The organism is Shinella sp. BE166 (assembly GCF_051201095.1).
In the GTDB taxonomy this organism is placed as follows: domain Bacteria; phylum Pseudomonadota; class Alphaproteobacteria; order Rhizobiales; family Rhizobiaceae; genus Shinella; species Shinella lacus.
On sequence record NZ_JBPEHL010000017.1, the window covers coordinates 26,016 to 42,874 of the forward strand.

The 16,859-nt window shown below is 65.8% G+C and carries 11 protein-coding genes; all 11 read left to right on the forward strand.

Annotation, left to right across the window (positions count from 1 at the left end; genetic code table 11):
- Positions 1-11: 11 nt before the first annotated feature.
- The 11 genes from J2Y63_RS28825 to trxA all read left to right on the forward strand — a co-directional run bounded on the left by J2Y63_RS28825 (position 12) and on the right by trxA (position 16,812).
- Positions 12-1,802, forward strand: coding sequence for a stimulus-sensing domain-containing protein (locus J2Y63_RS28825; RefSeq protein WP_435268999.1), 1,791 nt, complete (start codon positions 12-14; stop codon positions 1,800-1,802).
- The gene (locus J2Y63_RS28830) at positions 1,799-2,254 is read left to right on the forward strand and encodes an HPr kinase/phosphorylase (protein WP_435268935.1); all 456 of its coding nucleotides are present in this window, start codon (positions 1,799-1,801) and stop codon (positions 2,252-2,254) included. The genes J2Y63_RS28825 and J2Y63_RS28830 overlap by 4 nt, the downstream gene beginning before the upstream one ends.
- Positions 2,255-2,403: 149 nt before the next feature.
- Positions 2,404-2,805, forward strand: a complete 402-nt coding sequence (locus J2Y63_RS28835) for a PTS sugar transporter subunit IIA (RefSeq protein ID WP_256120421.1) — start codon at positions 2,404-2,406, stop codon at positions 2,803-2,805.
- A gap of 15 nt (positions 2,806-2,820) precedes the next feature.
- Entirely contained in the window at positions 2,821-3,093 is a 273-nt protein-coding gene (locus J2Y63_RS28840) for an HPr family phosphocarrier protein (protein WP_256120422.1), read from the forward strand.
- Between the two features lie 167 nt (positions 3,094-3,260).
- Positions 3,261-4,661: an adenosylhomocysteinase gene (gene ahcY / locus J2Y63_RS28845; protein ID WP_435268936.1), complete on the forward strand. Its 1,401-nt coding sequence runs from the start codon at positions 3,261-3,263 to the stop codon at positions 4,659-4,661.
- A gap of 201 nt (positions 4,662-4,862) precedes the next feature.
- Positions 4,863-7,409 (forward strand): ATP-binding protein, encoded by a 2,547-nt coding sequence (locus J2Y63_RS28850; protein ID WP_435268937.1) that lies wholly within the window; start codon positions 4,863-4,865, stop codon positions 7,407-7,409.
- A 4-nt stretch (positions 7,410-7,413) separates the two neighbouring features.
- Positions 7,414-8,910: a tRNA (adenosine(37)-N6)-threonylcarbamoyltransferase complex ATPase subunit type 1 TsaE gene (tsaE, locus tag J2Y63_RS28855; protein WP_435268938.1), complete on the forward strand. Its 1,497-nt coding sequence runs from the start codon at positions 7,414-7,416 to the stop codon at positions 8,908-8,910.
- Between the two features lie 13 nt (positions 8,911-8,923).
- Complete coding sequence (locus J2Y63_RS28860) at positions 8,924-9,658, forward strand: nucleotidyltransferase family protein (RefSeq protein WP_435268939.1); 735 nt, start codon at positions 8,924-8,926, stop codon at positions 9,656-9,658.
- A complete protein-coding gene (gene addB, locus J2Y63_RS28865) occupies positions 9,655-12,840 on the forward strand; it encodes a double-strand break repair protein AddB (protein WP_435268940.1) in 3,186 nt (1,061 codons plus the stop codon). The genes J2Y63_RS28860 and addB overlap by 4 nt, the downstream gene beginning before the upstream one ends.
- A complete protein-coding gene (addA, locus tag J2Y63_RS28870; protein ID WP_435268941.1) occupies positions 12,833-16,384 on the forward strand; it encodes a double-strand break repair helicase AddA in 3,552 nt (1,183 codons plus the stop codon). Before addB ends, addA begins: the two co-directional genes overlap by 8 nt.
- A 107-nt stretch (positions 16,385-16,491) precedes the next feature.
- Positions 16,492-16,812 carry a thioredoxin gene (gene trxA / locus J2Y63_RS28875; RefSeq protein ID WP_160861395.1) on the forward strand — a complete coding sequence of 107 codons (321 nt, stop codon included), beginning with the start codon at positions 16,492-16,494 and terminating at the stop codon, positions 16,810-16,812.
- Positions 16,813-16,859 lie beyond the last annotated feature (47 nt).

Consider the following 16,859-nt stretch of genomic DNA (forward strand, 5'->3'; position numbering starts at 1 on the left):
AGACCCGCTTGTTGCAGACAACGCCGGAAAGGGATGGGGAAGACGTCGAGGGCCGGCCCGCGCCGCGCTCGCTGCGCCGCCGCTGGACGCATCCCTTCACGCTGGCGCGCCGGATCTTCGGCAATGCGGTCTTTTCCAGCCTCACGCGCCGCATCCTGTTCTTCAACCTCGTCGCACTCGTCGTGCTGGTCGCCGGTATCCTCTATCTCAACCAGTTCCGCGAGGGGCTGATCGACGCGCGTGTCGAAAGCCTTTTGACCCAGGGCGAGATTATCGCGGGCGCCATCTCCGCCTCGGCCTCGGTCGACACCAACTCGATCACCATCGACCCGGAAAAGCTGCTGGAATTGCAGGCCGGCCAGAGCATTACGCCGCTGCCGAACGACGAGGATCTCGAATTCCCGATCAATCCGGAGCGTGTGGCACCTGTTCTGCGAAGGCTGATCTCGCCGACACGCACGCGCGCCCGCATCTACGATACCGACGCCAACCTGCTGCTCGATTCGCGCCATCTCTATACGCAGGGCCAGGTGCTGCGCTTCGACCTGCCGCCGGTGGAACCTGAAAGCACCAGCCTAATCGAGCGCATGAACGTCTGGTTCAACCGCATTCTCCAGCCGAGCAACCTGCCGCAATACAAGGAAGCGCCCGGCGGCGACGGCTCGATCTATCCGGAAGTGATGAACGCGCTGACGGGCGTGCGTGGCGCCGTCGTGCGCGTCAACGACAAGGGCGAGCTGATTGTCTCCGTCGCCGTGCCCGTGCAGCGTTTCCGCGCCGTGCTCGGAGTGCTGCTGCTCTCCACGCAGGCGGGCGATATCGACAAGATCGTGCATGCCGAGCGCCTTGCCATCATGCGCGTCGCGGGCGTCGCCGGCCTCGTCAACATCGCGCTGTCGCTGCTTCTCTCCAGCACCATCGCCAATCCGCTGCGCCGGCTCTCGGCGGCGGCCATCCGCGTGCGGCGCGGCGCCAAGGAGCGCGAGGAAATCCCGGATTTCTCCGTGCGCCAGGACGAGATCGGCAACCTTTCGATCGCGCTTCGCCAGATGACGACGGCGCTCTACGACCGTATCGACGCGATCGAGAGTTTTGCCGCGGATGTCAGCCACGAGCTGAAAAACCCTCTCACGTCGCTGCGCAGCGCCGTGGAAACCCTGCCGCTCGCCCGCACGGACGAATCGAAGAAGCGCCTGCTCGACATCATCCAGCATGACGTGCGCCGCCTCGACCGGCTGATCAGCGACATTTCCGACGCCTCGCGGCTCGATGCGGAGCTTGCCCGCAGCGATGCGCGCACCGTCGACCTCGAAAAGCTGCTCGGCGAGATCATCGACATTACCCGTCAGGTCAACAGCCGAAAGAAGACGGTCTCCCTCGATTTCGTCGTCGACCGCAAGGACAACCCGAAGACCAAGTTCGAGATCAGCGGTTACGAGTTGCGCATCGGCCAGATCGTCACCAACCTGATCGAGAATGCGCGGTCCTTCGTGCCCGACCCCGGCGGGCGCATCGTCGTGCGCCTGTCGCGTGGGCGAAACGACCGCTGCCTCATCCAGATCGAGGATAACGGCCCCGGCATCCAGGCGGAAGACATCGACCGCATCTTCGAGCGCTTCTACACCGACCGCCCGGCCAGCGAAGGTTTCGGCCAGAATTCCGGCCTTGGCCTCTCCATCTCGCGGCAAATCGCCGAGGCCCATGGCGGCACGCTGAAGGCCGAAAACATCCTCGACAAGGCGACCGGCACGATCGGCGGTGCGCGCTTCACGCTGTCGCTGCCGACCGGCAACCAGAAATGACGCCGCCCGCCAACGTGCACGGTACGGCGATCGTCATCGGCACGACGGGGCTTCTCTTTCTCGGCCCTTCCGGGGCGGGCAAAAGCGCTATCGCGCTGCACTGCATCGAAGAGGCGCGCGGCCGCGGTCTCTTTTCCGCGCTCGTCAGCGACGACCAGGTCCTGATCCATCAGGCGGGCGGGCGTATCTTCGCCCGGGCGCCGGCCAGCATTGCCGGGCTTGCGGAAGTCCGGGGCGCCCGCATCGCCAAGGTGGCGACGATCGAGGCGGTCGTGCTTTCCCGGGCGATCCGCCCGCTGGAGCCGCCATTTGCCGAGCGCCTGCCGCCGGAGGGGGAAACCGCCGAGGTCCTGCCGTCCGTCTTCCTGCCTCTGACGCGGCTGCCGCTCTTTCCGGGTTGCACCGCCTTCGCAACATTGACCGCACTGCATCCGGAAATCCTCAAAAGTTGACCGCAAAAGCCCCGTCAAAAACCGAAATCAGGCATTTTGGGCTTGCACTTGGCCTTTTCATTGACATGATGGCCACCCCAACGGTGGACGGAATTGGTGCATTGCGGTATTCGCCGTCCGTTTGAGTTGGGAAACTGGAGCGACTGCTGATGATCGGACTGGTGCTTGTCACCCATGGCAAGCTGGCGGAGGAATTCCGGCACGCCCTTGAACATGTCGTTGGTCCGCAAAAGGCGATCGAGACCGTCTGTATCGGCCCCGAGGACGACATGGACCAGCGTCGCCAGGACATCCTGGAAGCGGTCATGAAGGCCGACCAGGGCCATGGCGTCATCATCCTCACCGACATGTTCGGCGGCACGCCCTCGAACCTTGCGATCTCCGTGATGACCGGCGAGGGCATCGAGGTGATCGCCGGCGTCAACCTGCCCATGCTGATCAAGCTTGCCGGCATCCGCGGCGAGAACAACATGGAAAAGGCGCTGATCGACGCGTCGGAGGCCGGCCGCAAATATATCAACGTGGCCAGCCGCGTGCTGAGCGGCAAATAAGGTTTCCTGCCGTCCATGACCGTCTCGAAAGAGCTTCTCATCATCAACAAGCGCGGCCTGCACGCCCGCGCCTCGGCAAAATTCGTCCAGACGGTCGACGGCTTCGACGCCGAAGTGACGGTTTCCAAGGACGGCATGACGGTCGGCGGCACCTCGATCATGGGCTTGATGATGCTGGCCGCCAGCCCCGGCTGCTGCGTGCAGGTGACGGCAACGGGCGCCGAAGCGCAGCAGGTGCTCGATGCGCTCGACGCGCTGATTGCCGACCGGTTCGGCGAGGAAATGTAAATTCGCGTCGATATAAGGATATAAAGACTTCTTTATATCATGTTGCTCCAGCGGCCGTTTCCTGATAGGGAAAGCGCCACCACGCGAAGAACATTTTCTTTTTCCGCAATTCCGAATGCAAAACCGCTGACGCTTTGCTGGAATTGCTCAGAAGGCTGGAGACCTCCATGACCACCACGCAGGACTATCACGTCGCCGACATCGCGCTTGCCGATTTCGGCCGCAAGGAAATTCAGATCGCCGAAACCGAAATGCCGGGCCTGATGGCCTGCCGCGAAGAGTTCGGCGCCGCCAAGCCGCTCAAGGGCGCGCGCATCACCGGCTCGCTGCACATGACCATCCAGACCGCCGTTCTCATCGAGACGCTGGTCGAACTCGGCGCCGACGTGCGCTGGGCCTCGTGCAACATCTTCTCCACGCAGGACCACGCCGCCGCCGCGATCGCCGCTGCCGGCATCCCGGTCTATGCCGTGAAGGGTGAAACCCTCACCGAATACTGGGAATACACCGACAAGATCTTCCAGTGGGCCGATGGCGGCCTCACCAACATGATCCTGGACGACGGCGGCGACGCCACCATGTACATCCTGCTCGGCGCCCGCGCGGAAGCCGGCGAGAACATCCTGGTCAATCCGGGCTCGGAAGAAGAGGAAATCCTCTTCGCACAGATCAAGAAGCGTCTTGCCGCAACGCCCGGCTGGTTCACCAAGCAGCGCGATGCCATCCAGGGCGTGACCGAAGAAACCACGACCGGCGTCAACCGCCTCTACCAGCTCCAGCAGAAGGGCCTGCTGCCCTTCCCGGCGATCAACGTCAACGACTCGGTCACCAAGTCAAAGTTCGACAACAAGTACGGCTGCAAGGAATCGCTGGTCGACGGCATCCGCCGCGGCACCGACGTGATGATGGCCGGCAAGGTCGCCGTCGTCTGCGGCTATGGCGACGTCGGCAAGGGTTCTGCCGCATCGCTCAGAGGCGCCGGCGCCCGCGTGAAGGTCACGGAAATCGACCCGATCTGCGCTTTGCAGGCCGCCATGGACGGTTTTGAAGTCGTGCAGCTCGAAGACGTCGTGTCCTCGGCCGACATCTTCATCACGACCACCGGCAACAAGGACGTCATCCGCGTCGAGCATATGCGCGAGATGAAGGACATGGCGATCGTCGGCAATATCGGCCACTTCGACAACGAGATCCAGGTCGCGTCGCTGCGCAATTTCAAGTGGACGAACATCAAGCCGCAGGTAGATATGGTCGAGTTCCCGAAGGGCAACCGCATGATCCTGCTGTCGGAAGGCCGCCTGCTCAACCTCGGCAACGCCACCGGCCACCCGTCGTTCGTGATGTCCGCCTCGTTCTCCAACCAGGTTCTGGCCCAGATCGAGCTTTTCACCAAGGGCAATGCCTACCAGAACGAAGTCTACGTGCTGCCGAAGCAGCTCGACGAGAAGGTCGCACGGCTTCACCTCGCCAAGCTCGGCGCGAAGCTCACCGAACTCTCCGACGAGCAGGCCGGTTACATCGGCGTGACGACGACCGGTCCGTTCAAGGCTGAGCACTACAGGTACTGATCCTTACCCGGATTATCCACAACATCTAGAGGCGGCGCGCTTGACAAGGCGCGCCGCCTCTTTTTTGGGCCTGTCCCTTTCCGACGATTCGGGAAACACGTATCCTTAAACAGTTGATTCGGCGCGCAGATGCGGATCTTTCGCGCCGGATGGGATGTCTTGTCGATCAGGCGGCAAACGGACGGGGACATACCGGGGATGATGTCGGACATGAAACGAGGCCGTTCCGGGCAGGCTTTAGCCCTACCGGAACGGGGCATGGTGCGTTCCTTCGCGCCTGCCAGAACGAACAGAATTGAAACATGGTTAATGGCCCGCGGCATGCGCCGTTTAGCGGGCGCTCTCGCTGCCGGCTCGGCGCTGAGCGCGCTTGCCAGCCCAGCCCACGCCGCCGGCCCCTATCTCGCCACGACGGAAATCGTCACCGTTTCCATGCTGCTCGGCGTGATGTCGGCGGCGATGGTCTCCGCTATCTGGATGGTCCGCCAGCGCGGCCGCATGGAAGCGGAAAACCGCGAGCTGAAGGCACATCTTGCTGATTCGCGCCACAATATTTCGCGCCTTCAGGCGCTGATCGGCGACAAGAACCGCCGCATCGTCGTGTGGGACGGCCTTTCCGACAAGCCGGAATTCCTCGGCCAGCTGCCGGCCGAAACCGGCGCGCCGCAGGCCGATCGCGATTTCCTCGCCTTCGGTCGCTGGCTGAAATCCGGTTCCGCCGTCGAGATCGAGCGCGCCGTCGAGCGGCTGCGCTCGCAGGCGCAGAGTTTCGACCTCATCATCGAGACCAGCCGCGAGGAGGTCATCGAGGCGCAGGGCCGGGTGTCCGGCGGACAGGCCTTCGTGCGCTTCGTCGCCCTCAACAACCTGCGCGCCGAAGCCGCCGAGCTGAAGCTCGAGCGCGACCGGTTGGTGCAGGCGCTGACCACGCTGCAGGGCCTGCTCGACCAGATCGATCTGCCCGTCTGGCAGCGCGCAGCGGATGGCTCGCTTGCCTGGGTGAACGAGGCCTACGCCGAGGCCGTCGAGGCGAAGGATGCGGCAAGCGCCGTGCGCGAGGGACGCGAACTGCTGCCGACCATCGCGCGCGAAAAGATCCGCGCCTCCAGCACCTACGACACGCCGTTCCACGACAAGGTCTCGACCGTCGTCAGCGGCAACCGCAGCTTCTTCGACGTCGTCGATGCGCGCAGCTCCAGCGGCTCCGCCGGCATCGCCATCAACGTCTCCGACGTCGAGGCCGTGCGCGAAGAGCTTGTGCGCACGCTGAAGAGCCACGCCGAGACGCTCGACCATCTCGCCACCCCCGTCGCGATCTTCGACGGCGAACAGCGCCTGCAATTCTACAACCAGGCCTTCCAGCGCATGTGGGACATCGAGACCGCCTTCCTGGAGCGCAAGCCCGGCAATGGCGAGCTGCTCGACCGGCTTCGCGCGGCAGGCAAACTGCCGGAACAGCTGAACTGGAAACAGTGGAAGGATACGGCACTCGCCGTCTACCGCGCCATCGACACCCAGACCGACCTGTGGCACCTGCCGAACGGCCAGACGCTGCGCGTTTTCGCGACGGCGCGTCCGCAGGGCGGCGCCACCTGGGTCTTCGAGAACCTGACGGAAAAGGTCGATCTCGAAACCCGCTACAATACGCTGGTGCAGGTGCAGGACGAGACGATCGACCACCTCGCCGAAGGTGTCGCGGTGTTCAGCCCGGACGGCCGCATCCGCCTCTCCAACCCGGCCTTCCGGGCGCTCTGGGGCATCAGCGAGGCGGAAGCGAAATCCGGCACTCATATCCGCGCCATCGAACAGGCCTGCGCTCCCTCCTACGACAAGCCGGACGGCTGGAAGCGCTTTGCGCATATCATCACCAGCTTCGATGACGAGCGGCCCTCCTGCCAGGGCGTTCTGGAGCTGCGCACCGGCCTGGTGCTCGACTTCGCGGTGATCCCGCTCTCCAACGCCCAGACGATGCTGACCTTCGTCAACATCACCGACAGCGTGCGCGTCAGCCGCGCACTCACGGAAAAGAACGACGCGCTGCGCAAGGCCGACGCGCTAAAGAACGATTTCGTCCAGCACGTCTCATACGAGCTGCGCTCGCCGCTCACCAACATCATCGGCTTCGCCGATCTCCTGAAGACGCCGAGCATGGGCGAACTCAGCGACCGGCAATCCGAATATGTCGATCACATCGCCACGTCCTCGGCGGTGCTGCTCACCATCGTCAACGACATTCTTGACCTCGCCACCGTCGATGCCGGCATCATGGAACTCGACTACAGCGAGATCAACCTGACGGACCTGCTCGACGACGTGTCGATGCAATTCGCCGACCGCCTGCACGAGGCGCAGGTTACGCTGGAAATCACGGCACCGGACAATCTCGGCACGATCGTCGCCGACCAGCAGCGGCTGAAGCAGATCCTCATCAAGCTGCTCGGCAATGCCGCGAATTTCGCGCCGACCGGCAGCACCATCGGCCTGAAATGCTGGCGAGACGGCAGCGACCTCGTCTTCACCGTCTCCGATCGCGGGCCGGGCATTCCACAGGACGTGCTGAAGACGGTGTTCAACCGCTTCGAAAGCCACGGACGCCATGGCGGTGCCGGTCTCGGCCTCTCCATCGTCGAAAGCTTCGTCAGCCTGCACCATGGCAGCGTGACGATCGACAGCCATGAGGGCCGCGGCACGGTCGTCACCTGCCGCCTGCCTTCCGCGACGATGACGTCGTTCGCCGCCGCGGAATAGGTCCATGGCGCTCGACCTCTTTCTCGCCGACGAAGCCGCCACCATCCGCTTCGGCGAGGATCTTGCCCTGGCGCTGAAGCGCGGCGACTATGTCGCGCTCCATGGCGATCTCGGGGCCGGCAAATCGACCCTCGCTCGCGCGATCATCCGCGCCATCGCCGACGACGCGATGCTGGAGGTGCCGAGCCCGACCTTCACGCTGGTCCAGAGCTACGACCTGCGCATTCCCGTCGCGCATTTCGACCTCTACCGCATCGCGGACGCCGCCGAGATCGACGAACTCGGCTTCGACGAAGCGCTGTCCGACGGCATCTGCCTGGTGGAATGGCCGGAAAAAGGTTCTGGCGCGTTGCCGGCGGAAGGCATCACGCTGCGCTTCCTGCACGAGGGCGACGGCCGGCGCGTGGAGATCGACGGGCCGGCACCGGCCCTTGCCCGGATTCGACGGTCGCTGGCGATCCGCAGCTTCCTCGACGAAGCCGGCTACAGAAATGCGACTCGCCGCCACCTGACGGGCGACGCCTCCATTCGCGCCTATGAGCACATCTATGCCGGCGACAAACGTCTCGTGCTAATGGATTCGTCGCGGCACACGCCCGGCCCGATCCTTGCCCGTGGCAAATATTACCAGCAGATCGCCCATATCGCCGAAGATGTGCGGCCCTTCATCGCGATTGCGCGGTCCCTCGTCGAAAAGGGTCTTCGCGCGCCGGCCATCTACCAGACGGATATCGAGCAAGGCATCCTGCTGATCGAGGACCTCGGCACCGCTGGCGTGCTGGATGAAGACGGCGTGCCGATCGCGGAACGCTACCGCGAAAGTGCCGCCTGCCTGGCGCATATGCATGGGCAGGCCTTCGAGCGCGATCTTCCCGTGGCGGATGGCATCATCCATACCGTGCCGGATTTCGACCGCGACGCCATGCAGATCGAGGTGAGCCTGCTTACCGACTGGTATCTGCCCTGGAAGCGCGGCACGCCGGCAAGCGACGACGAACGCCGCGACTATATCGCCATCTGGGACGCACTGATCGAAAGCCTCTCCGCCGCCGAGCACAATCTTCTGCTGCGCGACTTCCATTCGCCGAACATCATCTGGCGGCCGGAGGCGACCGGCACCGACCGGGTCGGCATCATCGACTTCCAGGATGCGATGATCGGCCCTTCGGCCTATGACGTCGCCTCGCTGGGGCAGGATGCCCGCGTCGATATGCCGGAGGGCGTGGCGGATGATGTGCTGGACCACTATCTGACACTGCGCGAGAAAGACGCCGGCTTCGACCGCGAACGGTTCCTGCGCGACTGGCATGTCATGGCGGCGCAGCGCAACTGCAAGCTCATCGGCCTCTGGGTGCGCCTCATGCAGCGCGATGGCAAGCCCGCCTATATGCGCCACATGCCGCGAACATTCCGCAATCTGGAGCGCGCGCTCAGCCATCCCGATCTCGCCCCCTTGCGCGACTGGTGCAGAAAGGCTGGAATCCTCGCGACCGAATCATAAGCGCGGAAACCAGATGAAGATCGAAGACGCCATGGTGCTGGCCGCCGGCCTCGGAACGCGCCTGCGCCCCATCACCGACACAATGCCGAAGCCGCTGGTGCCGATCGCCGGAAAGCCGATGATCGACTACGGGCTCGACGCGCTGGCGCAGGCCGGCGTCAAGCGCGCCGTCGTCAACGTGCACCACTTTGCGGACCAGATGATCGCACACCTCGCGACGCGCAAAGCGCCGGAAATCATCCTCTCCGACGAGACGGACCGGCTGATGAATTCCGGCGGCGGCCTCGCCAAAGGCCTGAAACTGCTTGGCCGCGCCCCCGTGCTCGTGATGAATGCCGACCTGTTCTGGATCGGCGAGGCGCCCAGCGGGCCGAGCAATCTCGACCGGCTCGTGGAGACCTTCGATCCCGAGCGCATGGACATGTTGATGCTCTGCGTGAAGCTGGAGGACACGACCGGCCACAACGGCAAGAAGGATTTTTCCATGGACGCGGCGGGGCGGCTCGCGCGCTACCAGGAGGGCGACGGCACGCCGTTCGTCTATGCCGGCGCCATCGCCATGATGCCGGCGCTGCTCGATGACGCGCCCGACGACGTCTTCAACCTCAACGTCTATTTCGACCGTGCGATCGAGAAGGGCCGGCTTCACGGCATCGTGCTCGAAGGCCACTGGATCACCGTCGGCACGCCGGAGGCGATCGGCCAGGCGGAGGCCGTCATCGGCGCGTACCGCGAGGCGGCGGCGTGACGGGGGCCCGGGGCGGCCGCGTCTATTCCATCCCGGCGAGCCTGCCCTTCCTGAAAACGGTGGCCGCGACCCTCCTCGACGGTCGGCTCGTGCCCGGCTTCACCTATGATCCCGCCAATCCGCTGGCGCTGGCCGACGTCACGGTCTACGTGCCGACGCGCCGTTCCGCCCGCGTGTTGCGCTCGGAACTCGTCGACCTGCTCGGCGGGCGCTCGGCCATCCTGCCGGTCATCCGCGCGCTCGGCGAGACCGATGACGACAGCGGCTTCTTCGACGAGGTGGCGCCGGCGCTGCTCGACATGGCCGAGCCGCTCTCCGGCCCGACGCGTCTCATCGAACTCGCCCGCCTCGTGCTCGCCTGGCGCAACCGCCTGCCGGCCGCCGTCACCTCGGTGCATGCCGAAAGCCCGCTGGTGGCGCCCGCAAGCCCGGCCGATGCCGTGTGGCTCGCCCGCAACCTCGCCGAGATCATCGACGCGATGGAAACGGAAGAGCTCGACTGGTCGGCGCTCGACAATCTCGACGTCTCCAACCATGCGCTCTGGTGGCAGCTCACCGCCGAATTCCTGAAAATCGCCAGCGAATACTGGCCGGCGCGGCTGACCGAACTCAACCGCTCCTCGCCCTCGCTGCGGCGCAATGCGACGCTGCATGCCGAGACCGAGCGCTACCGCGCCACGCCGCACGCCGGCCCCGTCATCATCGCCGGCTCGACGGGCTCCATTCCCGCCACGGCCGGGCTGATCGCCGCCGTGGCGAACCTGCCGAACGGCGTCGTCATCCTGCCGGGGCTCGACCGTTTCATGTCCGATACGGAATGGCTGCTCGTGGGCCATCAGGCAGGTGCGGTGGGCGCGCAAAAACCCGACGCGGCCGCCCGCAGCCATCCGCAATACGGCCTCCACCGCCTGCTCGCCCGCATGGGCTGTACGCGCAACGATGTGGAGCCGCTCGGCACGCCGCCCGATTCCCTCGAATACCGCACGCAAATTCTCTCCAGCGCCTTCCTGCCGACGCAGGCGACATCGGGCTGGGGCGATATCCGCGGCACGATCGACGCTGGCCGCATGGCGCAGGCGTTTCACGACGTTTCGCTCGTCGAGGCGGCCAATGAACGGGAGGAAGCGCTGGCGATTGCCATCGCGCTGCGCCTCGCATTGGAGGATGGCGAAGACGCGCAGGCGGCGCTGATCACGCCGGATCGTAAGCTTGGCCGGCGTGTTGCGGCGGAGCTTGCCCGCTTCGGCATCGAGGCGGACGATTCGGCCGGCACGCCGCTGCTCTCCACACCGCAGGGCACGCTTCTGCGGCTGCTCGTCGAGGCCGCACTTCGGCCCGGCGATCCGGTGCCGCTCGTCGCCCTCCTGAAACATCCCCTCGCCTGCTTCGGGCTGTCCACCACGGATCTGCGCGACGCCGTGACCGCGCTGGAGCTGACGGCATTGCGCGGCGGCACCGCCGAAATCGACATTTCCACGCTCGAACCGCTGCTCGACGCCGCACTGGAGCGGCAGGCAACGGACCGCCATCCGCCCGTCTGGCGCACCGCCCTGCCGGAACATGCGATCCCGCTTGCCCGCGATCTCGCGCAACGCGTCGCGGCCGCCGTCGAGCCGCTGGCCGGCGTGCTCTTTCACGAAAGCCGCACGGGACGGCGCTTTTCCTCCAGGCTGGCGCTGTCCGACTGGTCAGAGCGGACCGGCCGCGCGCTGGAGGCGGTGGCGTTGGACGAGCGCGGCGACCTTGCGGCGCTGTGGTCCGGCGAGGCCGGCGACAGCCTTGCGAACCTGCTCAAGAGCGTCATCGAGACGGATGGGCAGATCGAGGCCGATGGGCCGCAATGGTGCGACATCATCGAGGCGCTGGCGGCGAGCGAAAGCGTCAAGCCGCGCTCCATGCGCCATCCGCGCGTCTTCATTTTCGGCGCGCTCGAATCGCGCCTCCAGAGCGTCGATACGGTGGTGATCGGCGGGCTGAACGAGGGCACCTGGCCGGGACAGGCGGCGAACGACGCCTTCCTCTCGCGCATCATGAAGGTGGAAATCGGCCTGGAGCCGCCGGAACGGCGCATCGGCCAGCTCGGGCACGACCTGCAGATGGCCGCCGCCGCGCCGAAACTCGTGCTGACGCGGGCGCTGCGCAACGGCACCGCGCCGACCGTCGCCTCGCGCTGGCTGCAACGGCTCATCGCCGTCGGCGGCCCGGCGCTGACGGCCGACCTGCGCCGGCGCGGTAAGGACTTCATCGACTGGGCGAATGCCATCGACAAAGGCCCCTCCGTGCCGACGGCCGCCCGTCCGGCACCGCGCCCGCCGGCCGAGCTTCAGCCGCGCAAATATTCCTTCAGCCAGATCGGCCGCCTGCGGCGCGACCCCTACGCGATCTATGCAAGGCATATCCTGCGCCTCGATCCGATCGCGTCCTTCAACCTCGATCCGGGGCCGGCAGAGCGCGGCTCGCTCTACCACCGCATCATCGACCGTTTCGTGCGCGAGGAAAAGACGGGCGAACCGCTCTCCCTCGTCACCCGCATCCTGAACGAGGAGTTCGACATCGTCGCCCTGCCGCCGCATATCGACGCCGTCTGGCGGCCGCGGTTTGCCGCCGTCGCGCGCGCCTTCGTCAAATGGCACCTCGAACGCGCAGGCGCGGTGCGCGAAAGCCTGACGGAGGTTCCGGCCTCGCTCGACCTTTCGGTGGCCGGCATCCGGCTTACCGGCATCGCCGACCGGATCGACATTCTACCGGACGGAAGCGCCGATATTCTCGACTACAAGACCGGCAGCACGCCGTCGCTGAAAGTCGCCCGTGCGCTGCTCGATCCGCAGCTCGCGCTGGAAGCGGCGGCCATCCGGCGCGGCGCTTTCCGTGGACCGGGCCTGCGTGAGCCGGCGAACCTTCTCTATGTGCGCCTCAAACCCGGCGGACGCTTCAAGGCCGAGCAGGTCAACAACGAACACGCCAAATCCGCCAACGCGACGCCGAAATCGGCAGGCGACCTGGCCGAGGAATCGTTGACGGAGCTGGAAAAGCTGCTGACCGGCCTGATCGAGGGCCGTTACGGCTTCGCCTCCCGGCTCATTCCCGAGCAGGAACGCGACTATGGCGGGGAATACGACCATCTGGCGCGCGTCGCCGAATGGTCGTCGGCGGAAAATGGCGAGGAGGGCGACGATGCTTGAGGAAGATCGCCCCGCCTCCGCCGACCCCGCGGCCTGGCTGAGCTGGACATCGCAAAAACAGGCGACGGCATCCGATCCCGGCCGTTCGGCCTGGGTGTCCGCCAATGCCGGCTCGGGCAAGACGCATGTGCTGACCCAGCGGGTCATCCGGCTGCTGCTGGCTGGTTGCCGGCCTTCCGCCATCCTCTGCCTCACCTATACCAAGGCGGCAGCCTCGGAAATGTCGAACCGCGTCTTCGAGCGGCTTGCCGAATGGGCGACACTGTCGGACGCCGAGCTGTCCGATCGTGTAACGGCGATCGAGGGCGAGCGGCCCGATCTCTTCAAGCTCGCCGAAGCCCGGCGCCTCTTTGCGCGGGCGCTCGAAACGCCGGGCGGCCTGAAGATCCAGACCATCCACGCCTTCTGCGAGGCGCTGCTGCACCAGTTTCCGCTGGAAGCCAATGTCGCCGGCCACTTTTCCGTGCTCGACGACCGGGCTGCCGCCGTGTTGCTCGCCGATGCGCGCCGCACGCTGCTGACGGCGACGACCAGCGAGGACGACCAGGGTCTTGCCGGCGCCTTCGCCACGGTGCTCGACATCGCCGACGACACCGGCCTCGAACGGCTGATTTCCGATATCGTGGTGAGCCGTGGGCCGATCCGGATATTTCTCGACACCGCGGCGCGGGCGGGCGGCGTGGAGGCGGTGCTGCGCCGCGAGATCGGGCTTGCGCCGCACGAGACGGCTGAGCACGTTCTCGCCGCCTTCTGGCCACTCGACGGCTTGCAGGGGGCGACGCTCGATTCGTATCTCGCCGCAGCGGAAAGCCTCGGCAGCGAGACCGTGAAAACCTCCGCGGCCGGCTTGCGCGGCATCATGCGGCTCACGGATGCCGAAGAGCGGCGTGCGGCGCTCTACGATCTCTTCTTCACGACGACGGGTTCGCCGCGCAGCCTGGAGCGCTCCTTCTTCTCGAAAAAGGTTCGCGATAGCGCGCCCTATCTGGAAGAGGCGCTTCTGGCCGCACAGGCCCATGTGATCGCCTGCGACGACCGGCTGCGGCGGTTCCGCATGTATGAGGCGACGCTCGCGGCGCTGGTCATCGCCGAGCGGCTGATCGGCGACTACGAGGACCTGAAGCGGGCGCGCAGCCTGCTCGATTTCGACGACCTGATCGACCGTACCGCGACACTTCTCACCCGCGACAAGGTGAGCGCCTGGGTGCATTACAAGCTCGACCAGGGCATCGATCATATCCTCGTCGACGAGGCGCAGGATACCAGCCCGCGGCAATGGCAGATCGTCAAGGCGCTGACGGACGATTTCTTCGCCGGCGAAACAGCGCGCGGGACCGGGCGCACGATCTTCGCGGTGGGTGACGAAAAACAGTCGATCTATTCCTTCCAAGGCGCGCGGCCGGAACGCTTTGCAGAGGAAGGCCGGGAAGTTTCGCGCCGCACGCTGGCTGCCGACACGGCCTTCAGCCCAATCCGCCTGCTGCTCTCCTTCCGTTCGACGCGCGACGTGCTGTCGGCGGTCGACCGGGTCTTTCTCGATGCCGCCAATGCGCGCGGTTTGACACCTGACGACAGCGATATCGTGCACGCTTCCAATCGCGGGCGGGAGCCGGGGGCCGTGGATATCTGGGAAGTCATCGCCGCACCGCCGGGCCTCGACGAGGAGGACTGGACGGCGCCCTTCGACGCGGTGGCCGAGGAGGCGCCGATCAATGTTCTGGCGCGGCGCATTGCCGATACGCTGGCCGCATGGATCGGCCGCGAGACGGTGACGGAGAAGGGCAAGGCGCGGCCGATGGCGGCTGGCGACGTCATCGTTCTGGTGCGCAAGCGCGACGCCTTCGTCAACGCGCTGACCCGCACGCTGAAGCAACGCCACGGCCTGCCCGTGGCCGGGGCGGACCGACTGGTGCTGACGAAACACATTGCCGTGCAGGACCTGATAGCGCTCGGTCGCTTCGCCGTGCTGCCAGAGGACGATCTTTCGCTGGCGGCGCTTTTGAAAAGCCCGCTGTTCGGCCTTAACGAGGATGCGCTGTTTGCGCTGGCCGCACGCCGCGGGGAGCAACAGACCCTCTGGGCGCGGCTCAAAGAGGCGGCGGCGACGGATGAGGCGCTCGGCCGCATCGTCAAGCGGCTCGACGGCGTGATTCGCGATGCGCGCAGCCAGGCGGTGCACGATTTTTATGCCCGCATTCTCGGTGCCGGCGGCGGGCGGCGGGCGTTTCTCGCGCGGCTCGGCGCAGAGGCCGGCGAGATCATCGACGAATTCCTGACCTTCGCGCTGGAGCAGGAGGAGAACGGCCTGCCCGGCCTCCAGGCCTTCGTCTCGACGCTGGAACTCGAAGCGCCGACGGTAAAGCGCGAGCAGGACAAGGCGCGCGGCGAAATCCGCATCATGACCGTGCATGCCGCCAAGGGCCTGGAGGCGCCGGTGGTCTTTCTCGTCGATGGCGGGGCAAAACCCTTCAGCCCCAGCCATATGCCGCAACTGCGCTTCCTCTCGACCCCTGCCGGCGCCTTGCCGGCATGGTTGCCTCTGAAGGACCTTGGCAATGCGCTGACCGAGGTCGATGCGAACCGCATCCGCGAGAGCGCCGAGGAGGAATATCGCCGCCTGCTCTACGTCGCGATGACGCGCGCGGCCGATCGGCTGGTCGTCTGCGGCTATCGCGGCCGGCAGGAGAACAAGGAAACCTGGCACCCGATGATCGCCGGCGCGCTTTCCGCCGATGGCGATCGCTGCGTGGAAACGACTTTTTCGACGGCAGGCGAGAGCTGGCAGGGCTTTGCCTGGCGCGAGGCCGGTGCGGCTGATGTCGGTGAGGTCGCGACGGCGGGTGTCGAGGAAAAGGCGAAGACGGTGTTGCCGGACGCGCTCGGACAGCCCTTGCCGCCGCAAAAGTCGCTGCCGCGGCCGCTGAGCCCCTCGGGTGCGGCGGCGGTGATCGAGACGGATGCTGCGGACCTGCTGGTGCCCTCGGCGCTGTTCGGGCGGAAAGGCGGCGTTCCGGGGGCCGGCCTTGCGCTGGAGCGCGGGCGCATCCTGCACCGTTTCCTGCAAGTCCTGCCGGCCTTCGAGCCTGCGGACCGGCCGGCGGCGGCGCGGCGCTATCTTGAGCGTGCAGCCGCCACCTGGACGGAGAGTGCGCGCGATGCTCTGGTGGATGCCGCGCTAGCGGTGATCGATGACGAGAGCCTGGCGACGATCTTTTCCCCCGCAGCCCGGGCGGAAGTGTCGATCATGGGCACGCTGACGCTCGGCAGTCGGGATTTTGCCGTCTCCGGCCGGATCGACCGCATGGCGGTCACTGAAACGGCGGTCGAGATCGTCGATTTCAAGACGAACCGCGTGCCGCCGGGGTCTCTTCAGGACATTCCGTTCGAGCACCGGGCGCAGCTTGCGATCTATCGTGCGATCCTTGGCCCGCTCTATCCCGGCCGCGAGATCCGCTGCGGGCTGATCTATACCGAGGCGGCGAAAACCTATTGGCTCGATGCCGGCCTGATGGAAGCGAGCCTTGCCGAACTGCGCTCAAAGTGAGATACCGGGCGGGACGATCCATTGCCCGGAAGGGCGATGCCGGCCCTTGAAACGGGAGGCCGGCGGCATCACATCTTGTACAACAATCACCGTTCAAGGAGAGCCTCATGGCTACCGTTAAAGTCGACCAGTCCAATTTCCAGGCCGAAGTTCTGAATTCCGCAGAGCCGGTCGTCGTCGATTTCTGGGCTGAATGGTGCGGTCCGTGCAAGATGATCGCCCCGGCGCTCGAAGAAATCGCCACCGAACTCGCCGGCAAGGTGAAGGTCGCCAAGCTCAACATCGACGAGAACCCGGAACTGGCCGCGCAGTTCGGCGTGCGCTCGATCCCGACGCTCGCCATGTTCAAGGGCGGCGAAGTGGCCGACATCAAGGTCGGTGCCGCCCCGAAGACCGCGCTCTCTTCCTGGATTTCCAGCGCCGCCTGATCGGCCGCGACGGAATACCCTTCAAGCCCGGCCTCGCGCCGGGCTTT